Genomic DNA, 21,970 nt, shown 5'->3' with positions numbered 1-21,970 from the left:
CGCGCGTAGCACGGCCATCCTGGCCGTCAGATACAGGCTGGAAGTCTGTGCTACGGTGGCGCGGGTGTGCCACGACTGATGACGAGCCAGGTGATCAACTCGAAGGCGGTATTTTCGTCGATTTGCACGTCCCGCTTTGGCAAAATGCCGCGCTTTCCAGACTTGAGCAAATTTCCCTTTGCCTTTTTCTGGTAAGTGTGCCGGATGCTGGCGATCGCCCGGTCGAGTTGCTGGCTGTACTGAGTCATATTTTCGCCGTTTTCGGTGGCGCGATCGAACCATCGACACAATTGTTCATATGGTTCGGTTTTCCCCGAACATAACACCTGCCATAATTCTAATATCTGCTTCGGCTGCGTGAAGGAGTAACGCACCTCGCCATCATCGCGGACGTAGGCCAGGAAATAGGGCTGGAGGGGGTTGAGCATCTGATTTTCGGCTTCTGAGCGATCCTCTTCGATTTGCTTGAGGCAAAACAGCACGCCGGGTTGAATGATGGGATAGTCGGGATGGGTGGGAACGACTGCGAACATTCCGGAGGGCGCTTCTTCGAGTTCCTGGCGATGGCGATCGAGGTAGCGCATCAGTTCCAGACGAAAATCTTCCAGGGTGAATTCTGTCAAAGATACATTATCATCCAAGTCTTCCAGGTCGATCGCCTCTTCTTTAAGTTGCAGCAATTGGCGATCGCGGTAACTCAACTCATCCCGAAGTTCGGCTTCCATTTCTAACAAGTTATCTTCCGCCGTCGCCGACAAATCAACCAAAGCCATCCGCGCTTCGACTCGATTTTTGAGATTGATATAGCCGTCGAGATCTTCCGTCGGCCAGAAGTTGATCAACTGAACGGAAGGGTTGAGACTGCCGATGCGATCGATCCGCCCGAACCGCTGGACGATCCGGACTGGATTCCAGTGGATATCGTAGTTAACTAAATAGTCGCAATCTTGCAGGTTTTGTCCCTCGGAAATGCAGTCCGTGGCAATCAGCAAATCAATTTCTCGATCCTGCGACATCGTGGGTATGGCAGCGCGATTTTTGGATCTGGGAGAAAAGTTGGTTAAAATCTGCTCGAAGTGGCGATCGCCGTAGGTGGTTTGATTGTTGCCGCTTCCCGTTACCAGTGCAATGTGAATGTCGAGTTCTATTTGCGACCAATCTTTTAAGGCGTCATACAGATACTTAGCCGTATCGGAAAATGCCGTAAAGACTAAAACTTTTTGATTGGGTTCTCCGGTTTTGTTCGCGGTCGGATTTTTAACTTTATCTTCGATAATTTGCTTCAGTTTTTTGAGCTTCGCATCCCGATTGACATCGACATCTTTGGCTTGGCTGAAAACTTTGTAAAGCTGTTTGCGATCGCGGCTCAGATCCCGTTTCCAAGCCTCAAGATCGAGGTGCTGTAGCTGATATTTGAAGCGACTCCCCACCTCCATTGCAGCTTGGGTTTCTTCATCCATCTCTTCCCCATTATCGTCCACCTCAATTAAAGTTTCGTCTGCGGATAAGTTTCCATTGCTGTCGATATAATTATCGATTTTTTCTTCCAGTTTTCGGATCTTCTGAATGGTGCGTTCCAGTGTGAGTTTAAAAGACGCGATCGAACTTTCCAGGCGCTTGAGAAAATTCATCCGCATCATGGCAATCAGATAATTTTCCCGGTTCGCCTGAGTAAAGTTTTTCTGAATAACTTTTCCTTCGTAATTTTGTTTGAATGCATCCAAAACATAGTGCGATGGATTGAACAGCGACAGTTGATAAGCCGAAATTTCCTCGTAGAGATCGCTGTAATCCATGAAGTTTTCATCGATATCAATATCGGAATAGACGGAAATCGGTTTTAATCGTTCTGGAAATCCGCCCAATTCTTTGACCGTATCCGCATAGTAACGTTCGATGTGCTTGCGCGATCGAGCCAATGTAATTCCGTCGAGAAGTTTGAAAAAGTCGGCATTTAACCGCAGCATCAGATCTTGGCGATCGCGCCGAGATTTTTTCGACCATTCCTTGAACCGCTTTTTCGCCGTTAAAATAGTCCGGTTGAAATCAGAAATCTCCAAACTCTTCGCAAACCCGCCGGGATTTTCTCCCGCAATCAAAGTTAACTGATTTCGCAAATCTTGGAGATCATTGTTGACGGGAGTTGCTGAAAGTAACAAGACTTTCGTTTTTACTCCCGCTTTCAATACGGTATTTAACAAAAACTCGTATCGACTCGGCTGATAATTTCCCTCCCGATCGGTCTTCCCGCGTCTGTCATTGCGGAAATTGTGGGATTCATCAATAACAACCAGATCGAACGTATCCCACCGAAAGGTTTGCAAATCGATATCTCCAACCTTGCCACTGGTACGAGTCAAATCTGTATGGCTGAGTACCGTATAATTCAATCGATCCTCGATCAAAGGATTTAACTGACTGTTGCCAGATGCCAAATAAGTCGTCCAATTACTCCGCAACTTTTTCGGACACAAGACCAAAATTTTTTCATTTCTATCTTGAAAATATTTGATCACTGCCAGGGCTTCAAAGGTTTTTCCCAAGCCGACGCTATCGGCTAAAATACAGCCATTGTGGGCGAGAATCTTCTCGATCGCCGCTTCCACACCGTCCCGCTGAAATTGGAACAGCATATTCCAAATCTTGGATTCCTTATACTGGCTCTGGCGACTGATTTGATTTTCATCTTTGAATCGCAGAAAAGAATCGAAGAGATGAAATAGAGTTTTATAATAAACAAACTCTGGCGCGATATCTCGATAAATTTGTTCGAGATAATTCAAAACCCTTTCTTTGACATCTTCGACCAGCTTATCGTTATCCCAAGTTTCATCAAACCATTTTTTTAAATCTTCCAAATCTCGGCGATCGCACACCACCAAATTAAGTTCGATATTGCTGGAATTTTCCTGAAAACCCAGCCCCTTAACTGTAAAATTTGAGCTGCCGATAATTGCTTCTTTATTATTGTCCGGCGTTTCAATATGATAGAGTTTTCCGTGCAGCAAATTGGACTGAAGGACGGAGCGAATTTCGACGCGATCGCGAATCCACTCGGCACAATCTCTCGCCACCCGATGTTGGGACAGACGTTTTGTCAGGGCGATCGCATTATCTTCCAGGCTGAAGACTTTCGCATCCTTCGGGGGCGAAATTGATTTGACAAACCGGGGTTCGCCGAATAAAAATCGCAGATTATCGACGCTTTCTAGTTGGCTTTGCAACGCTTCAAAAGCGTAGATTGTGAAATAAGCAGATACAAAGGATAGCCGAGAACCCGGTCGAATCAAATCTTCTAAAAAGTTCCCGACAGTACCGCGATCGCGATTGTCGCGAATCCCCGATTGAAAAACTGAAAGTTGGCGATCCCCCCTCATTTTTGCCTCCGTCAAGAATTGACGAGAACCGCCCGATAACGGACTTTATTTTCCCTCACCCGCCGCAGGGCATCATTCACCTTTTCCATCGGAAATACCTCCACAATCGGCTTGATTCCGTAGGTCGCTGCCACGTCCAACATCTCCCGCATTATCGCCCGTCCGCCGATGGGAGAGGACATGATCCGCCGCCGTTTCATCAGCAGGGGAAATAGGGGCAATTTCAGGGGTTCGTCGGGGACGCCGACAAAACTGAGAGTGCCGTCGGAGTCCAGAAAATTCAGGTAAGGCACCCAGTCCAGAGAGGCGGGAACCGTACTCAGCAGGATATTCAGGGGTTTTGAAGGGGCGACCGGGGCCTCCCCTTTGCCCACGACGATCGCCTCGTGGGCGCCGAGTTGGGCGGCAAAATCGGCCTTATCCTGGGAGGTGGTGAACACCGTGACGCGGTTGCCCAGTTTGGCGGCAAATTGGACGGCCATGTGTCCTAAACCGCCGACTCCGATCACGCCGATCTCCTGTCCGGAACTCATTCCGGCGTAGCGGAGGGCGGAATAGACGGTGATCCCGCCGCACAGTAGGGGGCCGGCTACTTCGGTTTCGATCGCGTCCGGGATGGGAAACACGAACCGGGAGTCCATCGCTAGGCGATCGGCGAATCCCCCCGGCCCGGTGGCGATCAGGGCTCGGGTGTCGTCGCAGAGGTTTTCGTTGCCCCGCAGGCAGTCCATGCACTGCAAACAGGACGATCGCTGCCAACCTACCCCGACGCGATCACCGATTTTTAAATGCTTCGCCTGGGGTCCGATTTCCACCACTTCCCCGATGACTTCGTGGCCGGGAATCAGGGGATAATTCGACATTCCCCAATCGTTATCGATCATGTGGATATCCGAGTGGCAGATCCCGCAGGCGAGAACCCGGATGACACAACCATAATTGTCGGGAGATTCTATCTCAAAATGGTGGGGTTCTAACGCCGCTTTTTCCTGTTTGACTGCGAATCCTTGAGTTTCCATATCGGTCGGTAATGAAAAGTTAACAAAAAATTGATGGTCGGTGTTATTTTGAGAGGTAGAAGTCGGCGGCCGAAGCCGTTTTCCGCCCGCCGGGAATCCGTCGGCACGGTTTCCGGGACTCTGACTCCGGATGGAATGGCCAGACCGGTCGTCCGGGAGCCTCCTGAGTCCCGAGTTTCGGGGGATGCGGGCGATCGCCCCCGTCCATTCTTAATCTTTTTTTAACTCAAATGGCGGGCGGTTAAAATATAATGCTCCCACGACGGTGACTGACTTCCGTAATATCACCCGATCGCTATAAAAGTAAACGTTCGAGAGGTTCACGACCGAACAATGAAAGTCGCTGTTTTTGGTAGCCAAACCTACGATCGCCGGTTTCTGGACGAGGCCAACGCTCGCCGGGAAACGCCCCACGAGTTCGTTTACTTCGAGGCCCGGTTGCGATCGCGGACGGCTCCCCTCGCCGCCGGATTTCCGGCGGTCTGCATTTTTGTCAACGACGAAGCCGATGCCGAAACCCTCAAAATCTTAGCACAGAATGGCACGAAATTAATCGCGCTGCGCTGCGCCGGATTCAACAACCTGGATCTCCAAACTGCGGCTGAATTGGGGATGACTGTCGTCCGAGTCCCGGCCTATTCTCCCTACGCCGTCGCCGAGCATACGGTGGGGTTGATTTTAACGCTAAACCGCAAAATTCACAAGGCTTACAACCGCGTTCGGGAGGATAATTTTACCCTCAGCGGCCTGTTGGGTTTCGACCTGAACGGCAGCACCGTCGGCATCGTCGGGACGGGTAAAATCGGCCTGATTTTCGCCCAAATTATGCACGGATTCGGCTGTCATTTGTTGGGATACGATGCCTATCCCAATGATGAATTCAAAAAAATTGGCGACTCGCGCTATGTAGACCTACCCGAACTGTTTGCCAATTCGGACATCATTTCCCTGCACTGTCCCCTGCTCCCCGAAACCCATCATATTATCAACGAAGGGGCGATCGCACAAATGAAAAAAGGGGTGATGCTGATCAACACGAGTCGGGGGCCGCTGGTCGATACCGAAGCCGTCATTCGGGGGATAAAATCCGGGACGATCGGTTACTTGGGAATCGACGTTTACGAGCAAGAAGACCAATTTTTCTTTGAGGACTGGTCGGAAGAAATTATTCAAGATGATACATTCCAATTGCTGCAATCCTTCCCCAATGTTATCATCACCGGACACCAGGCATTTTTTACGAAGAATGCCCTGACCGCGATCGCGGAGACGACCGTCTGCAACATCGCCGATTTTGCAGCGGGGAAGGAACTAAAAAACGCAGTCAAACTTCCCCATTAGCGACAATTTAATCGACCTCGAACGTTCATTTTATCGGATTCTCGACTATGACTCAGGAACTCTGGCAAAAATATCAAGATTGGCTGTACTACCACGGGGGACTCGACCTGTACCTCGACATCAGCCGGATGCGGTTCGATCCCGGTCTTTTGGATACCTTAAAACCCCGATTTGAAAAGGCGTTCAAAGATATGGATGCTTTGGAAAAAGGGGCGATCGCCAACCCCGACGAAAACCGGATGGTGGGCCACTACTGGCTGCGCGATCCGGATCTCGCCCCCGACGATTTCGGAAAAGAAATTACCGAAACTTTGGAGGCCATTGAAACCTTCGTCAAACAGGTTCACGACGGCACGATCAAACCCCCAGAAGCAGACCGATTTACCAATATTTTATCCATCGGTATCGGCGGTTCCGCCCTCGGCCCGGAATTTGTCGCCGAAGCCCTGTCCCCGGACGTTCCCCCGATGGAAATCGACTTCCTCGACAACACCGATCCGGCGGGGATCGATCGCGTCCTCAACCGCCTCCGCGATCGCCTCAAAAATACCCTCGTCATCGTCACTAGCAAGTCCGGCGGCACCCCGGAAACCCGCAACGGGATGTTGGAAGTCAAGCGGGTTTACGAACAGCAGGGGCTCAATTTTCCCGCCCACGCCGTCGCCATCACCATGATCGGCAGTAAAATGGACGAACTCGAACGCATGGAAGGCTGGCTGGCTGAATTCCCCATGTTTGATTGGGTGGGGGGACGCACTTCGGAAATGTCCGCCGTGGGGCTATTATCCGCCTCTTTAATGGGCATCAATATCCGGGAACTGTTGGCCGGGGCGAAGGAAATGGATGCCGCCACCCGAGTCCGCGAATTCCAACAGAATCCGGCGGCGTTGTTGGCGTTCTGCTGGTACGCCAGCGGTGAGGGCAAGGGCAAAAAAGATATGGTAATTTTGCCCTACAAGGATAGTTTATTACTATTCTCCCGATACCTGCAACAGTTGGTGATGGAATCCCTGGGGAAAGAAAAGGATCTCGATGGCAACGTCGTCCACCAGGGGATCGCCGTTTACGGAAACAAAGGTTCCACCGACCAACACGCCTACGTCCAACAACTGCGGGAGGGCGTTCCCAACTTTTTTGCCACGTTTATCGAAGTGCTAGAAGACCGAGACGGGGAATCGATGGAAGTGGAGGAAGATGCCACATCCGGGGATTTTCTCTCCGGCTTTTTGCTGGGAACCCGGCAGGCGTTGTACGAAAATAATCGCGATTCGATTACCATCACAATTCCGACGGTGAATCCCCGCACCGTGGGCGCATTAATTGCCCTCTACGAACGGGCGGTCGGCTTGTACGCTTCCGTGGTGAATGTCAACGCCTATCACCAGCCGGGGGTGGAAGCCGGGAAGAAAGCCGCTGCCTCGATTTTGGAATTGCAACGGCAAGTTTTGAAGGTGCTGCGGAGTGCTTCTCAGCCTTTAAGTTTGATGGATTTGGCGACCCAAGCCGGGGCATCCGAACAGGTGGAAACGGTTTATAAAATCGTCCGCCATTTGTCCGCGAATAAGCGGGGAGTTTCTCTGCAGGGCGATCGCGCCAAACCCGAGAGTCTCAAAGTTGCCTATCAACAGTAATCGATGGAAACGCAAAAAATCACCCTGGAGGTAGATGGATTGCCGCCCGATTAAAACCATTGTAAACTTGTAGAATGATCCAAAAACGATGTCTCAACTGATTTTAATTCGGCACGGACAGAGCCTTTGGAATGCGGCTAATAAATTTACCGGCTGGGTGGACGTTCCCCTCAGCGAACAGGGCCGCGCGGAAGCGACGATCGCCTCCTGCAAGTTGCGACACTGCCGGATCGATGTCTGCTTCACCAGTATGCTATTTCGGGCGATCGAAACCGCCGTCATCTGCCTGACGGAAGTGGACGATATTTGCGGCGGAAAAATCCCCATCATCAAACACAGCACCGACGAAGAAGATTGGCACGGCTGGGACAAATACGAGGGCAACCCCGAGGAAGAATTGCCCATTTTTCTGAGTTCCAAACTCGACGAGCGCTACTATGGACAATTGCAGGGGTTGAACAAAGCCGAAACCGCCGAACGGTTCGGGGATGCCCAGGTGCACATTTGGCGGCGTTCCTACGACGTGCAGCCCCCCGGCGGCGAAAGTTTGGAAGACACCCGCAATCGCACGGTGCCCTTTTTCCGCGATCGCATTTTCCCCCACATCCGCGAGGGCGACAACATCCTGATCGCCGCCCACGGCAACTCCCTCCGCGCCATCATCATGGAACTAGAAAATATCTCCGAAGAGGACATCCCCAATTTAGAACTGGGAACCGCCGTCCCGATCGTTTACGAAGTGGATAAAGAAGGGAAAATTTCGGACAAGAAAATTTTGAAGTAATTGTCATTGACAATCTGAAACATCGGGGTCGCAGTTGCCGACCTCTTTTTTAATACCAAAAAACGGAACGATGGTGTTAAGAAAGGTAAAGCCAGATCGGCGGGCGGTTAAAATGGTGTCAGCCATGAATGGTAAACGATCATGCAGCTAACTTCTCACATCGATCGCGTCAAACTTTACGCGGCCGGCGCCACGGTATCGCGGGTGGCGACGCTGCGACAGACGGAAGAACAGGTCGAAATTCCGGGGCTTCCCCTGGCTTTGGATGATGGCAGCGTGCGGGTTCGAGTGGAAAGCGATTCGGACAATTGTGCGATCGCCACGGATGTCCGCATCGGGCTGGCGGTCCCTTCTCCAACCCAAACCCCGCCCCGTCCCGAAGCGGCAGAAATTCAGGCGGCAGAAACTCAGGTCAAACAGTTGGAACAACTGTTAAGTTTGGTTAAAACTGAAGTTAAAGTTCTCGCCCAAATCAAAGTTCCCAACCGCCCTCAAGGGGATGCAGATATCGCCCCACCCCCCTCCCAGACGGCGATGCGAATGGCGATCGCCGAGTATAAATCCGAACAAATCCGCGCCCGGATTCAAGAAAAACGAGACATCGACGAACGGCTGCGCCGCGCCCGAGAACATCTCGAGGATTTATTACAAAAAGAAAAGCGGGCTTCTTCCGCCCGAGAAGCGAGGCCGAACGAATTGCGAAAAATGGCGATCGTCCGCCTCAGTTATCCGGAAAATGAAAGCGATCGCGCCCCATCTGAACAACGGTTAATTCTCGAATATTTCGTTCCCGGCGCCCGTTGGACTCCCACTTATATTTTCCGTTTGGATACCGTCAACAATACCGCCGCTATCACCCTGCGGGCTTTGATTTGCCAGCGCAGCGGCGAAGACTGGTCGGGGGTTTCTTTGGAACTTTCCACAGCCCGACCCCAGATGTGGTGCGAGTTGCCGGAGTTGCCCACATTGCGCCTCGGCCGCGCCCAACCCCTCCTGAAATCCTCGGGGTGGCGATCGCCTCCGAAAGGGGCACAATTGCTGTTTGAAGACTACGATCGCTACCGCACAATAGAAGTGCGAGAAGAATCAAAATCTGTGAGGGCACCGCAGATTTTCCCCGAGGAATTGCGTCCGATGGCTCAATTGTTCGATCGGTCAGAAGACGACTTCGAGGCTCAATTGTTTGAGCGGTCAGAGAGCGAGTTCGAGGAGGAACTTGATTTATCAGAAGAAGCGGAGGATCTATTATCCGACGAAAGAGATGATGAATTTCACGAGTTGACCGCTTTATTCCAGGAAAGAAACACCCTATCTTCCGGCACAAAGGAATCATTTTATCAGGATGATTTGGCGGGACGAACGGCCGATATGGGGGGCTTGTCCGAATTTTCTGCCCCCCTTTCTGACATTCAATCTGGGGCGAGGCAGGCGACAAAATTTGCCCGTCAGGCCCTCTCTGATCGCCCGCCGGTACGGACTCCTTTTTCCTTGGAATACAATCTCATGGAAATGGGGAAACCGGGCGATCGCGAACGGCGCGGAAAATTATTCATAAAACAACGGCGAGAGATCTATTTAGAATTTCTAGACCGCCAGAATGCTGCGGTCAACTTCGACTTTATGTCCGTGGTAGAAACTGCCATATCGAAAGCCCAAAGCTGTCTCAACTTACCCCTTCCCGGCGGTGGGATGAACGTCCGGGAGGTCGCCGGTTCCTTCGACTACGCCTACCACTCAGATGGTCGGGTCGATATCCCTTCCGACGGCGAATTTCATTCCGTGGCTTTGACCCATCAAAATACGGATCTGGACATTTATTATGTCGCCGTTCCCCGGTTCGATGAAAATGTATTTCGGATGGGAAAACTGTACAATCCCTTCCAATCGCCCCTATTAAAAGGTTCGATGGATGTCTATCTGGATGGGGAATATCTGTTGTCATCGACGCTGCAAACAGCCCCGCCAAAAGCCAAAATGAATTTGGGTTTTGGGGTCGAACAATCCATCAAAATTGCCCGCAATACATCTTTTACAGAAAACCGGGGTAGCGACCTGATTATCGGGGGCAAAGCGTTGCGACATGAAATCAAAATAGACGTTTCAAACAATCTGTCAAAAGTCGCCGACATTGAGATCCGAGAGCGACTGCCCGTCCCGCAAAAAGATGCCAAAGTTGATGTGGCGATCGATGCTGTATCTCCGGACTGGAAAAAATACAACCAAACCGAATTGGGTTTTCCCATCAAAGGGGGTTATCGTTGGCGGGTCAATTTGGCACCCGGAGAGCGACAGTGTTTCTCCGCCCAATATACAGTCACCATTTCCGAAGACAGTGATTTGATCGGCGGAAATCGCCGGGAGGAATGACCATGCAAGCTACATTAAAAGATGTCAAAAAATTGACGTTGACCGCCCCCATTTCTACGGTGACGCTGTTGGAAGATCGGGCGTCGGTCAATCGCATTTTAAAAGCAAATTTGGCGGCGGGTTTGTGGTCGATTCGGATCGAAAATGTGTCGCCACTGATCGCCAACAAGTCCCTGCGCGTCGAATTCAATGGCAATTATCCGAATGCCCGGATCGACGATTTTCGGGTACGTCGAAAAAAGATTGTCAAAGAAAGCAGCCAGCCGGAGGAAATTCGGGCGTTGACAGCCGAGGCGCGATCGCTATATAAAACCCTCGTAGACCTTCAGGAAAGCTGGCAAGAGCGCGAGATGTTCCGCGCGGAAATTGACACCATTCTCAAAAATGATATTCAAGAGTGGATGGTCGATGCGACTTGGGGACAATTTGACCTCGACAGGGCGAAGGAACAAATCCAAATCCTATTTCAACAGTTGCGAGAGAGTCATGCCGAAGCGATCGAGAGCGATCGCACCCGCACCGAATTGAATCAACAACTGGAAGACATAAATACCCGCATCGCCGCTTTATCCCATCCAGCTCACGTCTACATTACCGATTTAGAAATTGACGTGATGATTCCCACGGAAGCGGAATACGAACTGGCGATGGATTATACGGTTCCCAATGCCCTCTGGCGGCCCTGGCACCACGCCCAATTGTTATTCCGAGAAACGCCCGACTTGCTGTTCAAATGTTACGGCTGCGTGTGGCAACGGACCGGAGAAGATTGGCACGATGTAGACCTGATATTTTCCACGGCGCGACCCTCCCTCGGCAGCGACCCGCCGCTGCTGACCGACGACCTGTTAAACGTCCGAGAAAAGGCGGAAAGGGTGGTGGTGCAAGCCCGCGATCGCCGGGTCGAAAAAGCCGGTTTGGCGGATCGAGAAAGTGCGGATTCTCTCGCGTTACCGGGAGTCGATGACGGCGGGGAAGTGCGGATCTTGCGATCGCGCACCAAAGCCACCATCCCCTCCGACGGTCGCCCCTACCGCATCCTTTTATTTTCCGCCGCATCGGATGCCAAAATCGAATATATTTTGAAGCCCGAAATGGCGAATCAAGTGGTTCTCAAAAGCGAACAGACGAATACCGCAACCTTCCCCATTTTAGCCGGCCCCGTGGATTTACTCCGCACCACCGAACAGGTCGGCAAAACGGCTTTGGGGTTCGTGGCATCGGGGGAAAAATTTGCCCTGGGATGGGGGCCGGATGCGGCCATCCGCGTGCAGCGAACCCACACTCAAAAAACCGAACGGCATCCGATTACCCGCTGGAAAATCGTCACCCACACCCTCCGGATCTTTATTTCCAACATCGGCGAAGAAACCCGGGTCATCGAAACCACCGAACGGGTGCCCATTTCCGAATTAGAAACCGTCAAAGTCGAGGTCATTCCCGATCGCACGACGGAAGGTATCACCGCCGATATCAACGGCTTTTGCAGTTGGCAAGTGACCGTCGAACCCTACTCCCAAAAAAAGATCGAACTCACCTACAAAGTTTCATCCAGTCCCCAGGTCGAAGGGATTTAATATGGAACCGCACTCGGACAGTCGAAAAGGGCGCAAACCTTGCGCCCCTACAATCTTTCCGCCCCAATCTAGAAAATCCATCTGCGAAATCTGCGAAATCTGCGGATCTTCTTACCGCAACATCCATTTATTTTTCGCCCACCGATCCAAACGCTTGCGGAGATCCAAATCGGCAATTCCGGTTTCTTTCAACCCCAATTCTCGCTGAAACTTCTCCACAAATTCTTCCGTTCTGCGATCGTACCGTTCGCTATAGGCAATCAGGGGGCGGGGTTGAAACACCAAGTTCAAATTGTGCTGCAAATTGCGGACAATTTTCGCCAGCATTTCCTGAGTTTCCGGGTTGCCAGTCCCCGTTTGGGGCAAATCATAATCCGCTTGGAATGAGGAAATATTGGCATATCCCAAACCTTTGATGGCTTGGTCAAATTCTTCGGGCGGAAAAATGGGAGTGATCGGACCGGGAGGTTCGGGCTTGGATCGATTTTCCCACCAGAAAGCGGTATCCTGAATTTTATCCCGGACGTAGGTATCAGCCACCCCGGTGACGGGCAGATCGTATTTTTTCTGAAATTCTTTCACCGCCGCGATCGTTTTCGGGCCGTAAAATTGGTTGCCGGGGAGGGGGGGAACGGGACGCACCAGGGTATTGAGATCCTTGTGCAGTTGGCTGACAATTCCGGCCATTTCGCCCTGGGTACGATCGCCCGGAATGCCATCGACAGCCAGTCCGTGTTCGTTCTGAAAAGCCCGGATCGCCTGTTGGGCGATCGCATCACCGGCGATGGGGTCGAAAGTCACCGGAACCCCGTATCCCAAGCCGTAAAGCACATAGCGCAGTTCGCGATCGCTGTAGGGACGCCAATCTACCATAGCTCCAACCTCTTCATATAGTTACGCACCATTCAGTTTAAGACGGTTGGGAATCGAGCGATCGCCATTCTTGCTATACGCGGGTGTAGGGTGTAGGGTGTAGGGTGTAGGGAGGAAAGAGAAGAAAAAAAAGAGAATTGAGAACTTTCGATACCTCCACACTCCTCCCGCAGGATTTAGGATTCTGTCCCCCGTTCGCCTAGCGTGCCACAGGCAAACAGAACTGCAAACACGGGATCGCCATTCTTGCTAAACTGAAAAGCGCACGGTCCCCATTCCGCACCCCAGCCATGAAAACTATCTTCCCCCTCCTCACCAGTTCGATTTTGGCGATTTGGGTCCTCGCGATCGCGATCCTCTCCGTCCAAAATGCCACCCCCGTCTCCCTCAAATTCCTGGCCTTCGAGTCCATCCAGATGCCGGTGGGGGTGGTGTTGGCGTTCTGCGTCGCGATCGGATTGATCGGGGGTGCGATCGCTCTGCCGATTTTGCGTCGGGGTGGCAGTTCCAGAATTTAGAATAATTGATAATTGATAATTGACAATTGATAATTTTTTATCCCCGAATTGGCGGGAAGGGCGAATGCCATTCGCCCCTACAATTCCCTACACCCCACACCCTCATCACGCCTCGATCGCCACCCGCAAATTCCCCCGTTTCCGCACCACCCGGCAAGCCGTCGCCCCCTTCGCCTTCTCGAACTCCAGATCCAGGAGTGTCTGCCCGATCTTGAGATTCGTCAGGGACAGGTACTGCACCGACTCCGGCAACGTAGGATCGACGATCCGCAGACAGTTGTTGGGGGCGTCCGGCACCAAATTCAACATCACCTGCAACAGTTGAAACACCGTCCCCGTCGCCCAAGCCTGGGGAGAACAGGCCACCGGATAGCGGATCGGGCTGCTGTCGGGGGTGCGATCGAAGCCGCAGAACAGCTCCGAGGGGCGGGAATAGGGCTGCTGGGCCGTCATGTCGAGGATGCCTTTGGCCAACTCCAGGGCCGCATCCGTGAACCCGATCGCCCGCAGTCCGGCGGCGATCATCCCCGTGTCGTGGGGCCAGACCGAGCCGATGTGGTAGCCCATCGGGTTGTAAGCCGGGGAGGAACTGCTGAGGGTGCGAATCCCCCACCCGTTGAACAGATCCGGCGCCTGCAACCGCTCGGCGACGCTGCGGGCCTTTTCCTCGGAAAACAGCCCCAACCCCAGGCAGTGACCGGGATTCGAGGTGATGCTGTCCGCCGGTTTCCCGTCTCCGTCCAAAGCCAGGGCGAAATAGCCCGCCTCCGGCAGCCAGAAGTCCCGCTCGAAGCGCCGTTTCAGGTCTTCGGCCTCCTCCCGCCAGCGATCGCCCGACTGCAGTTGTTGCCGCACCCGCGCCAGGTGGGCCATCCGCATTTTGGCGGCGTAGACGTAGCCCTGCACCTCCGACAGAGCGATCGCCCCCTCGGCCAATTTCCCGTCGGCATCGACGATACAATCCCCCGAATCCTTCCAACCCTGGTTGCGGAGTCCCCCCGGCGACTTGCGCTCGTAGGTGAGATAACCCGTGGCCGCCAGACCGCGATCGATCCAGTCCATCGCCGCCAGGGCGCAATCCCAGTATTTGTCCAAAAAGGCGCGATCGCCCGTCCAGGCGAAATAGTCGGCGTAGAGCATCAGCCAGAGGGGCGTGGCGTCCACCGTCCCGTAATAGGGCGTGTGGGGAATTTCGCCGCAGCGGGCCATCTCCCCCAACCGCAACTCGTGGAGGATTTTGCCCGGTTCCTCCTCCCGCCATTCGTCCGTCACCTTGCCCTGGTACTCCGCCAGCACCGCCAGGGTTTGGCGGGCGATGTCCGGGTTCAGAATCAGGGTTTGCATGGCGGCGATGATCGAATCCCGCCCGAACAGGGTAGAAAACCAGGGAATCCCCGCCGAGAGGATTTTGCCGTCGCCGAAGGTTTGGGTCAATAAATAGATATCCCGTTCGGCCCGTTCGATAATTTGATTCAAAGAGCGGTTGTCCGTGCGGATGCGGGTGACGCCCTCGCCCCACCGCTGCGCCTCCATCGTCTCCGCCGCGATCGCCTGCCCGAGGGTCGCCGGGAAGCTCACCGAGGAGGCGGGCCGGCTGTCGATGGACGGCAGGATGCGGTAGCCCAAAACCCGGGTTTCGTGGGATTGCAGCGACAGCCGCCAGATCGCCGTGTAGCCCTCGAACCGGTGCGGCGGTTGGCGATAAAACTCGATCCGAGATTCCATCAACGTGCCGTCGAGTCCCTGGTAAGCCAAAATCAATTCCGCCCCCCTCTCCGCCGACGATTCCGGGGGGCGTACCCGCCGCATGACAGTCCCCGTGCGATCGCGCACCCGGCCCCGAATTTCAAACAGATCGGCGAAATCCGCGTCGAAACTCAGACTCAGTTCAAACTCCACCGGTCCGGTGCCGTAGTTGGTGAGGGTGAGTTCCTCAAATAACCCCCCTTGCAGCACCAAATCCCGCTGAATGCCGACGGTTTCGGCAGGGATCTGGCGATCGCTGACGTAGGGATTCGCGCACAGCGCCGACAGGGTAAACCCCCGCCCCGCCGTGCTGCTGAGTAAAATCAGCGGGCGTCCCTCGAACTGCAATTCAAGGCGGCTCAAAAACCGCGTATCCCGGCAAAACAGCCCCAAACTGGTGTCATTTTGGGTATCGTCGGAACAGCCGGGGACATTGCCCCAGGTGTCGGTAATCAAAAAAACGTCATCATCCTTGAGGGTGAGGGTGGGTTGCTGCCGTTGGATGGTGCAGGGCCATTCGGGGATGGGAACCTGTTCGGCGGGGGCGAACGTCCGCCCGTCGAGTTCCACCAGCGATTCGCGAATCGCCCCAAAATCCGGTGTTTTTGGTTCGGCGGAATTTGACGATTTGACCATCTTTCTAGTTTGAAAGTGAAAAATGAAAAATGAAAAATGAGGGGAGAGCCTTTTGAGAGGATTTTGGCGATCGGCTCGGGGGTTGATTTCCGAGCCGTCTACATTTTAGTCAGAAAAAGCCTCTCTATTTTTCTCCGTGTTCTCTGTGCCTCCGTGGTTCAATTCTCTTCTATCCGGCGATGCGATCGCCCGCCATTTCCCTCGCGCCAGATAATGGCGGCAGGTGGCAGGTGCGGGGGATTTCCAGGCCGATCGCGCCGACGTAGATGGCGAGGTGCTGGCGGTAGAAACCGCCCAGGCGGGAGGCGATCGCATCCCAGTGCCGCTGGTGCCGCATCTGGTTCACCTCGTCTGTGGGGACGGTTTCCGGCGGGGTGGCGGGCGATCGCAGCAGGATCACCTGATCCGCCGACGGCAGAAGCGGTTCCGGCGTGCGGCTCGAATGGACTCACCGCCAGCCTTTTTTCTGTTGGAAATAATAGCCGACCCGGGCCGAAAGGTCGTCGAAGCTGTGGAAGAGGGGACTGAGTAAACCGCTTTTGATCTGGAAGGATTCGATCGCCTTGGCGAATGCGGAGGCATCGTCACCCCCGACGGACAGGCGCACAATCCGGCAGTGGGGGGCGATCCGAGTCGTTGCGGGTTCGCCGTCACCCCCCCGGCGGGCGAACAGATCCACCGTCCAACCCCGCTGGGCGAGGGCTGTGGCGACGGACAGCAGGTTTTCGCAGGTGGCCGGATCTCGCTCCAGGGAAAGAAAGGCGATCGCGGGTCTTGTTTCGACAGACATTGACATTTCCTCCCCTAACTGGCTTTTAACATCGGCGATCGCAGGTGGCCGTTGTTGACGAAGCGATCGATGAGAATTTGTTGATAGGCGGCTTCGTAGCCGTCCACCATCCGCCGGACGCTGAAGTTGTCTTCGACGTGCTCCCGGCAGGTGCGGCGATCGAGTTTCTCCACCTTCGACACCGCCGCGACGCACGCTTCCAGGTTTTCGCACAGGAAACCCGTTTTTCCGTCGGCGATCACTTCCGGCGCCGAACCCAGAGACATGGCGATCACGGGGGTGCCGCTGGCCATCGACTCGATCATCACCAGTCCGAAGGGTTCCCGCCAGGTGATGGGGAACAAAGTTGCGATCGCCCGTCCCATCAGTTCGTTTTTGAGTCGGGTGTCGGCTTCTCCCAAAAATTCGATCTGTTTGCCGTCGATGTGGGGGGCGACTTCGCGATCGAAGAATTCCCGATTTTCAAAATCGACCTTGCCCGCCATTTTCAACGGCAAACCCGTCCGCTTGGCGATCGCGATCGCCAGGTGGGGTCCTTTTTCCACCGACATCCGCCCCAAAAATGCCAGGTAGGGCGGCTCGTCCGGTTTTCGATAGAATTTGAACTGCTCGGTGGCGATCGCATTGTAGACCGTCGCCACATAATTCAACTTCAGATCCTCGCGCCGTTGGGAGTTGGAAATACTGACAAAATTCTGCTGTCGATGTTGGCTATAAATCTGCTCCACCAGCGGCGTTAAAATACCGTGAATGGTATGGATGACCGGCGTTTTGGTGAAACTTGCGTAGGGCAGAGCTGCGAAATCCATGTGGGAGTGAATCAGGTCGAATTCCCCCGCCCGTTTGAACGCCTTGCTCAACTGCATCTGCTCGTAAACCGCATACTCCGGCGGCAGGACTCCCAGCGATCGCAATCCGGTTTCGCATCCCGGTTCCAGCATCGCCAAAGTCTGCGAATCTCCGGTGGCAAATAGCGTCACGTCGTGGCCGCGACGCACCAGCTCATCCGTCAACGTACTGACGACGGCCTCCGTTCCGCCATAGGCGGGAGGTGACACCCGTTCCCACAGGGGCGCAATTTGAGCAATCCGCATTGTAATCCTCCTTAGCTTATGGTCGCAGTGTAGAAAAGCGTAGAAAGAAGAATAGATTGGACTGAGTTTGATGGCTCCGGAGTTTCGGAACGACGCCCCGAAACCATCGGTTTTGTTGTATCAGTATATTCACGGCTGCGATTTTTTCAACGTACAGATATCACAACTGTGGGGGTGAGAAAACCGTACTTGCCACTCAGGTGCGATCGCGTCAACTGCGCCACAAGTCAGGGTGACGCGGACATTTTATGTGGCGATCGCCCCATTTTTCAAGGGGTCGGAGCGCCCATTTTGAAATTTCAGAGAGCCGTCACATTTAGGTCATCTTCCTTTCCTAACTTAGATTTCAACAACCCCAAGGAAAGCGAAACCACAATGGTTTTAGATGCATTAGTCCCCACCGATCACAACACGACCCCCCTCGTCCCCGGCGCGATGGTTTCCGGAACCGTCGGCAATTTAATCGACAATGGCGACGACTTCCTGTTCTATCCCACCGGCGGCGGAACCACAGTTGTCGATGTTTCCCCCCTCCCGGCTTGGCAACTCGGCTTACTCCCCGGCGAAGTCGTCACCCTGCAAGTCGCCGAATGGGACGGCATGGAAATCGACACCAACAGCATCACTCGCCCCGACGGTTCTTTCGTCCTGGGAGCACCGGCGGCACCCCCTCCCCCCGTGGTTCCCGGAGTCGCCCCCGTTGACCCGCTGACGGGTCTTCCGGCGGCGCCCGTCCCGGCCCCTCCCGTGATGGGTATGGGGACGACGACCCTGACCGGGACGGTTATCGCCCAAACGGATGTCGATAGCTTCTGGTTCCAAAGCAACGAAATCGGCCAAATTCTGGTGGACGGGTCGCCCGAAGGTGATTTCCCCGTCCCCGTGATGCCGGGAGAGGTGTTGACCGTCACCGGAGATTTCGACGACTACGATTTCGACGCCTACAGCTTGACCCGGGCTGACGGTTCGATGTTGACACCCGCCCCAGTTGCCCCCAATCCCCCGGTGACGCCCGTCCCGGCCCCTCCCGTGATGGGTATGGGGATGACAACCCTGACCGGGATGGTTATCGCTCAAACGGACGTCGATAGCTTCTGGTTCCAAAGCAACGAAATCGGCCCGGTGGAAGTGGACGGGTCGCCCGAAGGTGATTTCCCCGTCCCCGTGATGCCGGGAGAAGCCTTGACCATCACCGGAGATTTCGACGATTATGATTTCGACGCCTACAGCTTGACCCGGGCTGACGGTTCGATGGTGACACCCGCCCCGGCCCCTCCCATGATGGGCGGTTCCATTCAAATGGAAATCGACGATGACGACGATTGGCGGGACTATTCCCCTTCTAACCCTTGGGAATCCAACGGCAGCGATCGCGATTATGACGACTACGACGATTATGACGACTATGACGATTATGACGATTACGACGACTATGACGACGACTAAAATCGTCCCGACGCTCAATTAACGCTCTGATTTAAACCTGCAAAACCATTGATTTAGGAGTTATTGACCATGAAACCGTCTTTAAAAATTGCCACCCTGTTGTCCTTGGCGTTTCTCAGTTTGGGAGAAAGCGCGAATGCGGCCATCACCGCCCCGACTCAAAATCCGGTCAACCGCATCCAAATGGAAATCGAAACCCTGCCGGAAGCGACGACCTCGGAGGACGGGTATTTGACCGCCGACGCCGACAGCGATCGCGACTACAACTATGACACCGATCGCGGTCGCGCTTCCACCCGCCGCCGAGCTCGCTCGAACACGCTGGCTTAGAAACCGATTCGATTCCGGGGGATAACTCGATTCCCCCGACCGCCCCTCCCGCCGAATTCCCGAACCTTCGATGCAAACTTTCACGACACTGTTAGACCCATTTCCCCTCGAAACATTTCTCGAAAAATATTGGACGCGAGAAGGTCTGGTCATACCCGGCACAGATGCCGATCGCTTCGGACATTTATTTGATTGGGAATCCCTCAACAATTACCTGAATTTTTACCCGTTAAAATTTCCGGAAGTCCGCGTTTCCAAATCCGGTCAAACCCTGCCGGAAGCGAAGCGGCCCCAAGAACTGATCGAACAGTGTCGGGCGGGGGGGACGCTGGTGGTCGATCGCCTCCACGAACGGGTAAAAGCGATCGCAGAATGGGTCGCCAAACTGCGAATCGAACTCGGACACCGCTGCCAAGTCAACAGCTACTGTTCCTTTCCCGGACATCAAGGTTTTTCCCGTCATTTCGACTCCCACGAAGTCTTTATTTTACAACTCTCCGGTCACAAACACTGGCGCGTTTTTTCTGACACTTTCGTTTATCCCCTCGCCGAACACCGTTCCTCCCAATTTACCCCCCCGGAAACCGACCCCTACATCGACATCATTCTCCATCCCGGAGATCTCCTCTACATCCCGCGCGGCCACTGGCATTATGCGATCGCGGTGGACGAACCCTCTTTGCATCTGACTCTGGGAATTGACGGCCCGAACGGCATCGATTTTAGCGACTGGTTGACCCGGGAATTGCAAGAGTTTCCCCAATGGCGAGAAAGTCTGCCTTTGTTGAATCCGGACGATCGAGAAAACTGCCGGAAACATTTGCGAAATTTGGTGCAAAATTGGATGAGTCTGTTGGAGTTAAACGAGTTGATCGATCGCTATCTCGACGAACAACTTTTGCAGGGGCAACCCCCCGTCCAATTCGGTTTCCCGGCCCAGATGGGATACGATATCTTTCCCCACGGCGATCGCACCCAATTCTATCGCCCTCCCCAACCCGTACAGATCTCTGAACTGACAGAAACGGACAAATATGAAATTAAAACCGGAGGCAAGAAAATCTCCCTAAAGGGCATCGAAAAAACGGTTTTGGAGCGCATTTTTGCGGCGACCGAATTTGACGGACTCGACGTGCGGAAGTGGTTGCCCGGTTTCGATTGGGAAACGGAAATCGTGCCGTTTTTATCTCGTTTAGTGAAAGCGGGGATTTTGATCGTGCGATCGGATCGGATCGATTGATGTCGGTTTTTTCGACTTAAAATGTAGTATTATCAGATCGGACACCGTGCATTCGGGATGATAGATCTTGTATTTTAACGATAACAAGTATCTATGAACGATCTGCCCAAATTTAAGTCCGGTCAAATTGTGGCGTTGGAAGCCGAAGATGCCTGTCTGTACGCGGAGGTGATTCAAGTGGTGAGCGATCGCCAAGTGTGTTGGGTTCGCCCGTTAATGTTGGTCGAATCCGCTGCGGACGATCCTCCCGCGTCCTACGATCTGCGCGAGAGTTCGGACTTGATCTGGCCGCTGCAACTGTTTCGCGCCGCTTTGGATACGGAGGCGATCCCGCTGTTGGTTGAATTGGATGCCGGGGCGGAAAAAGGGGCGATCGCACCCGGAACCCACCGACGATTTCGGGCGTTTATTTCTCGAATTTGGAACGCCCACCCCCGCGCCTTTCAGAAACTCGGAGAAACCGGCGAAAATCAATCCGCAGGAGTCGAACATCCCTGATCCTACGGATTTTTTCAAACCGCTTTTGCCTCAATTAAGAGTCTGGATCGAAACCGAGCGATCGCAACTGTTCTAACAATTGTTGCGCCCTCAATTCGGCTTCGTCTGCGCGTTGGCGTTCGGCTTCGGCGCGTTGCTGTTCGGCTTCGGCGCGTTGCTGTTCGGCTTCGGCGCGTTGGCGTTCGGCTTCGGCGCGTTGGCGTTCGGCTTCGGCGCGTCGGATCTCCTCAAGTGCGGCTTCTTCCGGGGTTGGCACCAACGTCCCTTCCGGCGTAAAATACCGCAACTTCTCGTTTTCGATCCCGAGATACAAACCGAGTTCCTGACTCCACCGCCAACCGCGATCGTTGGGTGGAATGTCCTGATATTGGTTTCCGATCAGCCGAAATCCTTCAAATTCAAAGGTATTTGGGGAAAACCAAAAATATTCGGGTGTCCGAAATCGGTTTTGATAGAGCAGTTTTTTCTCGGTGCAATCGACGGTTGCCGTGCTGGTGGAGAGTAATTCGATAATTACATTGGGGTACTGTCCCCCCTCTTCCCACACCACCCAGGATCTGCGGGGACGTTTCTCGGTGGGTTTCACCAGGAAAAAGTCCGGCCCGCGAAACTCCCGGTTTCGCAACTGTTGACGGCTAAAATAGATCGTCAGGTTGGCACCGATAAAGAAATCTTCGCGATCGCGCCACAGCCACTCCAAACA

Annotated in this window: 19 protein-coding genes; 10 read left to right on the top strand and 9 right to left on the bottom strand. The window is 53.8% G+C overall.

Annotation, left to right across the window (positions count from 1 at the left end; genetic code table 11):
* Positions 1–50: 50 nt before the first annotated feature.
* Positions 51–3,224: a helicase-related protein gene (locus AC0QHF_RS26900; RefSeq protein ID WP_324707358.1), complete on the bottom strand. Its 3,174-nt coding sequence runs from the start codon at positions 3,222–3,224 to the stop codon at positions 51–53.
* Positions 3,225–3,388: 164 nt separating this feature from the next.
* Positions 3,389–4,396 carry an NAD(P)-dependent alcohol dehydrogenase gene (locus AC0QHF_RS26895; protein ID WP_324707357.1) on the bottom strand — a complete coding sequence of 336 codons (1,008 nt, stop codon included), beginning with the start codon at positions 4,394–4,396 and terminating at the stop codon, positions 3,389–3,391.
* Positions 4,397–4,729: 333 nt separating this feature from the next.
* Between AC0QHF_RS26895 and AC0QHF_RS26890 the strand changes: the two genes are divergently transcribed.
* The 3 genes from AC0QHF_RS26890 (at position 4,730) to AC0QHF_RS26880 (ending at position 8,152) form a co-directional block, all read left to right on the top strand.
* Positions 4,730–5,737 carry a 2-hydroxyacid dehydrogenase gene (locus AC0QHF_RS26890; protein ID WP_324707356.1) on the top strand — a complete coding sequence of 336 codons (1,008 nt, stop codon included), beginning with the start codon at positions 4,730–4,732 and terminating at the stop codon, positions 5,735–5,737.
* Positions 5,738–5,784: 47 nt separating this feature from the next.
* The gene (locus AC0QHF_RS26885; RefSeq protein ID WP_324707355.1) at positions 5,785–7,368 is read left to right on the top strand and encodes a glucose-6-phosphate isomerase; all 1,584 of its coding nucleotides are present in this window, start codon (positions 5,785–5,787) and stop codon (positions 7,366–7,368) included.
* An 88-nt stretch (positions 7,369–7,456) separates the two neighbouring features.
* Positions 7,457–8,152 (top strand): 2,3-bisphosphoglycerate-dependent phosphoglycerate mutase, encoded by a 696-nt coding sequence (locus AC0QHF_RS26880; protein WP_324707354.1) that lies wholly within the window; start codon positions 7,457–7,459, stop codon positions 8,150–8,152.
* Between the two features lie 3 nt (positions 8,153–8,155).
* On the opposite strand, the gene AC0QHF_RS26875 is transcribed toward AC0QHF_RS26880, so the two are convergent.
* Positions 8,156–8,278 carry a hypothetical protein gene (locus AC0QHF_RS26875; RefSeq protein WP_324707353.1) on the bottom strand — a complete coding sequence of 41 codons (123 nt, stop codon included), beginning with the start codon at positions 8,276–8,278 and terminating at the stop codon, positions 8,156–8,158.
* 15 nt (positions 8,279–8,293) lie between these two features.
* Between AC0QHF_RS26875 and AC0QHF_RS26870 the strand changes: the two genes are divergently transcribed.
* Positions 8,294–10,519, top strand: a complete 2,226-nt coding sequence (locus AC0QHF_RS26870; protein ID WP_324707352.1) for a mucoidy inhibitor MuiA family protein — start codon at positions 8,294–8,296, stop codon at positions 10,517–10,519.
* A gap of 2 nt (positions 10,520–10,521) precedes the next feature.
* Positions 10,522–12,096 (top strand): mucoidy inhibitor MuiA family protein, encoded by a 1,575-nt coding sequence (locus AC0QHF_RS26865; protein WP_324707351.1) that lies wholly within the window; start codon positions 10,522–10,524, stop codon positions 12,094–12,096.
* A gap of 111 nt (positions 12,097–12,207) precedes the next feature.
* Here the strand turns inward: AC0QHF_RS26865 and AC0QHF_RS26860 are convergent, their stop codons facing one another.
* Positions 12,208–12,969 carry a peptidoglycan-binding domain-containing protein gene (locus tag AC0QHF_RS26860; protein ID WP_324707350.1) on the bottom strand — a complete coding sequence of 254 codons (762 nt, stop codon included), beginning with the start codon at positions 12,967–12,969 and terminating at the stop codon, positions 12,208–12,210.
* Between the two features lie 290 nt (positions 12,970–13,259).
* Here AC0QHF_RS26860 and AC0QHF_RS26855 point away from each other — a divergent pair, with 290 nt between their 5' ends.
* On the top strand, positions 13,260–13,487 hold the full coding sequence (locus tag AC0QHF_RS26855; RefSeq protein ID WP_324707349.1) for a LapA family protein: 228 nt from the start codon (positions 13,260–13,262) through the stop codon (positions 13,485–13,487).
* 105 nt (positions 13,488–13,592) lie between these two features.
* Here the strand turns inward: AC0QHF_RS26855 and AC0QHF_RS26850 are convergent, their stop codons facing one another.
* The 4 genes from AC0QHF_RS26850 to AC0QHF_RS26835 form a co-directional block, all read right to left on the bottom strand.
* The gene (locus AC0QHF_RS26850; RefSeq protein ID WP_324707348.1) at positions 13,593–15,869 is read right to left on the bottom strand and encodes an amylo-alpha-1,6-glucosidase; all 2,277 of its coding nucleotides are present in this window, start codon (positions 15,867–15,869) and stop codon (positions 13,593–13,595) included.
* Between the two features lie 169 nt (positions 15,870–16,038).
* Positions 16,039–16,269, bottom strand: coding sequence for a hypothetical protein (locus tag AC0QHF_RS26845; RefSeq protein WP_324707347.1), 231 nt, complete (start codon positions 16,267–16,269; stop codon positions 16,039–16,041).
* 48 nt (positions 16,270–16,317) lie between these two features.
* Positions 16,318–16,659 (bottom strand): hypothetical protein, encoded by a 342-nt coding sequence (locus tag AC0QHF_RS26840; protein ID WP_324707346.1) that lies wholly within the window; start codon positions 16,657–16,659, stop codon positions 16,318–16,320.
* Between the two features lie 14 nt (positions 16,660–16,673).
* Positions 16,674–17,753: a glycosyltransferase family 4 protein gene (locus AC0QHF_RS26835; protein ID WP_324707345.1), complete on the bottom strand. Its 1,080-nt coding sequence runs from the start codon at positions 17,751–17,753 to the stop codon at positions 16,674–16,676.
* Positions 17,754–18,128: 375 nt separating this feature from the next.
* Here AC0QHF_RS26835 and AC0QHF_RS26830 point away from each other — a divergent pair, with 375 nt between their 5' ends.
* The 4 genes from AC0QHF_RS26830 (at position 18,129) to AC0QHF_RS26815 (ending at position 21,267) form a co-directional block, all read left to right on the top strand.
* Positions 18,129–19,199, top strand: a complete 1,071-nt coding sequence (locus tag AC0QHF_RS26830) for a hypothetical protein (protein ID WP_324707344.1) — start codon at positions 18,129–18,131, stop codon at positions 19,197–19,199.
* A 69-nt stretch (positions 19,200–19,268) separates the two neighbouring features.
* Positions 19,269–19,529: a hypothetical protein gene (locus tag AC0QHF_RS26825; RefSeq protein ID WP_324707343.1), complete on the top strand. Its 261-nt coding sequence runs from the start codon at positions 19,269–19,271 to the stop codon at positions 19,527–19,529.
* Between the two features lie 70 nt (positions 19,530–19,599).
* The gene (locus tag AC0QHF_RS26820) at positions 19,600–20,769 is read left to right on the top strand and encodes a cupin domain-containing protein (protein ID WP_324707342.1); all 1,170 of its coding nucleotides are present in this window, start codon (positions 19,600–19,602) and stop codon (positions 20,767–20,769) included.
* A gap of 93 nt (positions 20,770–20,862) precedes the next feature.
* The gene (locus AC0QHF_RS26815; RefSeq protein WP_324707341.1) at positions 20,863–21,267 is read left to right on the top strand and encodes a hypothetical protein; all 405 of its coding nucleotides are present in this window, start codon (positions 20,863–20,865) and stop codon (positions 21,265–21,267) included.
* Between the two features lie 34 nt (positions 21,268–21,301).
* On the opposite strand, the gene AC0QHF_RS26810 is transcribed toward AC0QHF_RS26815, so the two are convergent.
* A partial coding sequence (locus AC0QHF_RS26810) for a Uma2 family endonuclease (RefSeq protein WP_324707340.1) occupies positions 21,302–21,970 on the bottom strand: 669 nt, incomplete at its 5' end.

Source organism: Lyngbya sp. CCY1209 (assembly GCF_055795065.1).
This window is presented reverse-complemented; position numbering and strand designations above follow the sequence as displayed.